Source organism: Terriglobales bacterium, from assembly GCA_035764005.1.
GTDB lineage: Bacteria > Acidobacteriota > Terriglobia > Terriglobales > Acidobacteriaceae > Gp1-AA112.
This window is the reverse complement of record DASTZZ010000073.1, coordinates 1-3,807: the sequence shown is the minus strand read 5'-3', so window position 1 is coordinate 3,807 and position 3,807 is coordinate 1. Positions and strand designations below refer to the sequence as shown.

Below are 3,807 nucleotides of genomic sequence, written 5' to 3'. Positions count from 1 at the left end.
GGAGCAGCGGCTGCAGCGGGAGAATCAGCGACTGAAGCAAGCCTTGGCAGGCAAGGTGGTGGAAGTGGATTTCTTGCGCGGTGCCTTGCGCAGAATCGAGGCTCGACGCCAGCACAGCAACGCCGCTGGCGAGACTGCATCTACGAGCAAATCCGAATGATGCAGCCGCAAGCGCACCGCAGCATCGAGTCCCTGTGCCGGATGGCGGGAGTGAGCCGGGCAGGATTTTATCGTCACTGGCAAGAGCACGAGCCGCGTGTGGAGGAGACCGAAGTGCGCGCGCAGGTGCAGCAGATCGTGCTCGCCCATCGCGGCAACTATGGATATCGTCGTGTGAGCTGGGAGCTGCGCCAGCAAGGCTGGGCAGTGAATCACAAGCGCGTAGCGCGCATCATGCGGGAAGATAATCTGCTGTGTCTGCGCCGGCGCCGTTTCCTGCTCACCACCGACGCCAACCACGACTGGCCGATCTATCTCAATCTGGCCGCGCGCATCCAGTTAAGCGGCATCGATCAGCTCTGGGCGGCGGATCTGACTTACATCCGACTGCGCGAGCAGTTTGTCTATCTGGCGGTGATTCTGGACGCCTTCTCCCGGCGCGTGGTGGGCTGGGCGCTGGACGAATCGCTGCATGCTCCTCTGGCCCTGGCGGCATTGCGCCGAGCGTTGCACTTGCGCCGTCCCGCTCCCGGCCTGGTTCATCATTCCGATCGCGGCATTCAATATGCTTGCCGCGAGTATGTAACCCTGCTCGAGGACCACGGCCTGCTTCCCAGCATGAGCCGAGCCGGCAATCCCTACGACAATGCCAAATGTGAAAGCTTCATCAAGACTCTCAAGCAGGAGGAAATCTACACGCGCCAGTATCGCGACCGGGCTGAGCTGGAGAGTTGCCTCAGTCACTTTCTGGAACACTATTACAATCGCCGGCGCTTGCACTCGGCCTTGAACTATCGCTCTCCGGAGCAGTTCGAACGACATCTGCGGCAGAGCCCAGCCGTGTTGCCGGCAGCCACGGTGAGTTTTTTCAGGCATGAGGAAATCTATCGTCCCGATGTGGGCAAAGCAGTCCGGGAGGAGCGGCGATGAGCTGCCTCTCCTCCCCACTTCATCGGTGCGATGAGTTTCCGGCTGAGTATTCCTTGGCGAGTTGCTCTCCAGCATTGCTCGCCTCCGCTTCCTCAGCCACGCTCATGCTGCAACCTACAACCTTCGTTCGTCGAGCAAATCTCAGCGAACGGCAACCAGGGAATTCTTGCTCTGTCTCACCTCAGGGGGTCACCGCAAAAAACAGGGAATTTCGGTAAATCGGAGCTATCGCCAACGAGATAAAGAAGTTGTCGGCGGTTTTGCCGAGGACGCAAAAAAGAACAGGGAAACATCAGCGATTTTTCCCTTTCCTCGGCAAGAACCTGACACTGGCAAGCGATGCCGGTGCGATCTCGCCCCGTCGCCGATCCGAACTATTTTCCCGCCTGCACTCCGCCCTGATTTCCCGCAAACTCCTCCGACATCCAGTGCTCGAATGCCGTCATGTTCTGCGGACGGCCAAGGAAGTTCTTGACCAGATCATTGGCGGACATAGTCCCACCCGGCTCGAGCACCACACGGCGATACCGCATCGGCGTCTCACCTGCCAGCAGGTTCTCCTGGTCGAACTGGCGGAAGAAGTCTTCAGCAATCACCTTGTCCCAAAGATAGGTGTAATAAGCCGACGAATATCCGCTCAGGTGCGTGAACGAAGCCCACATGTGCGTTCCCGGCGTCTGCGTCAGCAAGGTATAGCGACGGACAGCCTGCTGCGTGACCGTGTCCGGATCAGTAGTCTTCGGATTCGATTTATAGAGATCGTAAGAGACGGCAGTGTACTCGTTCTGCGTTACCGCCCAGGTGCCACGCCCGAAGGCCGACGCGCGATTCATGCGCTCGACCAGATCCGCCGGGATCGGCTCGCCCGTTTTGTAGTGATGGGCAAACGAGGCCAGCACTTGAGGACTGCGCATCCACTCTTCCAGCATCTGCGACGGAGCCTCGACGAAGTCTGACTCCATGGTCAAGCCGCTCACGCCTGCCCATTGCTGGCTGGCGACGATCCAGTGCATCAGGTGGCCGAACTCGTGAAAGAAGGTAACCACGTCGCCATATTCCATCAGTCCAGGATCATCGGCCGTGGGCGCCGGAAAATTGCAGACCAGAATCGCCTCGGGTAGTTGCTTGCCGCGGATCCCGTCAAGCACGGGAACCATCTCCGCATGGCTATATTTGCCTGGACGCGGATGCAGATCGAGATAGAAACGTCCGGCCATCTTGCCGTGATCGTAGACATCCCAGGTCTCGACGGCGGGATCCCACGACGGAACATCCTTCTCCTGACGAAATTCAAGTTGGAAGAGCTTCGAAGCGGTGTCTAGGATTCCTTTCTTCACTCCATCGAAGGGTAGATACGGACGCACCGACTGCGAATCGAAGTTGTACTTCGCACGGCGCACCTGCTCCTGCAGATACTGCAGCTCGTAATCGCCGATTCCCGTCGCCTTAGGATCGGACTTGCGTTTCTCTTCGAGCAACAGCGTAAATTCCCGTTTTGCAACCGGCTTGGCCGCGCTATCGACCTGCTGGATGAAGTCGGCTATGTTCTGTCCCTTCAGGATCATCTTGTCGGCCGCGTTGAAGTCCGCCCAGGACTTGTAGCCGAGAAGCTGCGCGATCTCGTAGCGCGTCTGCATCATCTGCTTGAGCTGGTCGAGATTCTTGGGATACGCGCGCGTTTGGTACGCCTCGTAAAGACGCTTGCGCAGCGCGTCGTTCTTGGCAAATTTCAACACCGGCAGCAAGTCCGGATAATTCGTGGTGATCTGAATCTTTCCGTCGGCTCCCGGTTTGTGGCGATCGATGTAGTCCTGCGGAAGGCCATCGAGTTCCGAAACGGAGTCGGCGGTTATCGTCTTTTGCCCGTCGGAGATATTACGGTCGAACATCGACTGCTCTTCATTGAGCTGGTCTTGAAGTTTCTTCAGACGGTCGCGCGTAGCCTGATCTTTGTCGACTCCCGCGAGCTTGAACTCCAGCAGTTGTCGTTGCACGTAGTAGCGCGTCGCCGGATCGGCCTTGGAAACATCGAGAGCCTGTAGCGCCTTGTAGACGTCCTGATTCAATGACAGGGCGGTAGCTGCGGCACCCGCCTTCTGGAACATCGCGGTCGCATGATCCCGGAATGTCGCCTCTGGATGCACCTGCTGCATCAGACCGGCAAAATACTGTGCCGACCCAAGCTGGTGTACTGCTTCGTCGAAGGGAACCAGCGTGTTGTCGATTGTTCTCGCGTCTTTTACGGCGACAACTTCGTCGATCGCCTTCTGAGCAGCAGCTAAACGATCGTTCTCGATCTTCTCGAACGCAGCCACATCGGGCTTGGCGCTCCAGATAGTCGGCTGAGAAGCATCTTGGGCGATGAGACTTACAGAGAAGAGCAGGGCGAAAACAACGGGCGCAAAACGGCAGAAAAGAACCATTAATACCTCAATACGTAGATTGCTCGGCTGAAGACGCAGTATAGAGGAAATAGACTTTTGAACCGAATTATTGTCACCCCGGATTTTTACCAACTCGTCCCACGGTGCTAGGAACTTGAAGGCTTGCTGAGTAGAAAATTCAGCACGTTACAAGTCTGTCATCCTTCTATGAAAACAGGCGTACCTGTCCATAGGGATATTGCGGTGGGGTTGCGGACAGACTTCTATGAAAACAGGCGTACCTGTCCATAGGGATATTGCGGTGGGGTTGCGGACAGACTTCTATGCGTGCTCG

General features: G+C 57.1%; 2 protein-coding genes. One reads left to right on the top strand and one right to left on the bottom strand.

The genetic code is table 11. The features are described from left to right. Nucleotides 1-156 precede the first annotated feature (156 nt). Entirely contained in the window at nt 157-1,089 is a 933-nt protein-coding gene (locus VFU50_12805; GenBank protein ID HEU5233735.1) for an IS3 family transposase, read from the top strand. Between the two features lie 374 nt (nt 1,090-1,463). Here VFU50_12805 and VFU50_12800 read toward each other — a convergent pair whose 3' ends face one another. Next, on the bottom strand, nt 1,464-3,512 hold the full coding sequence (locus tag VFU50_12800; protein HEU5233734.1) for a M3 family metallopeptidase: 2,049 nt from the start codon (nt 3,510-3,512) through the stop codon (nt 1,464-1,466). Nucleotides 3,513-3,807 lie beyond the last annotated feature (295 nt).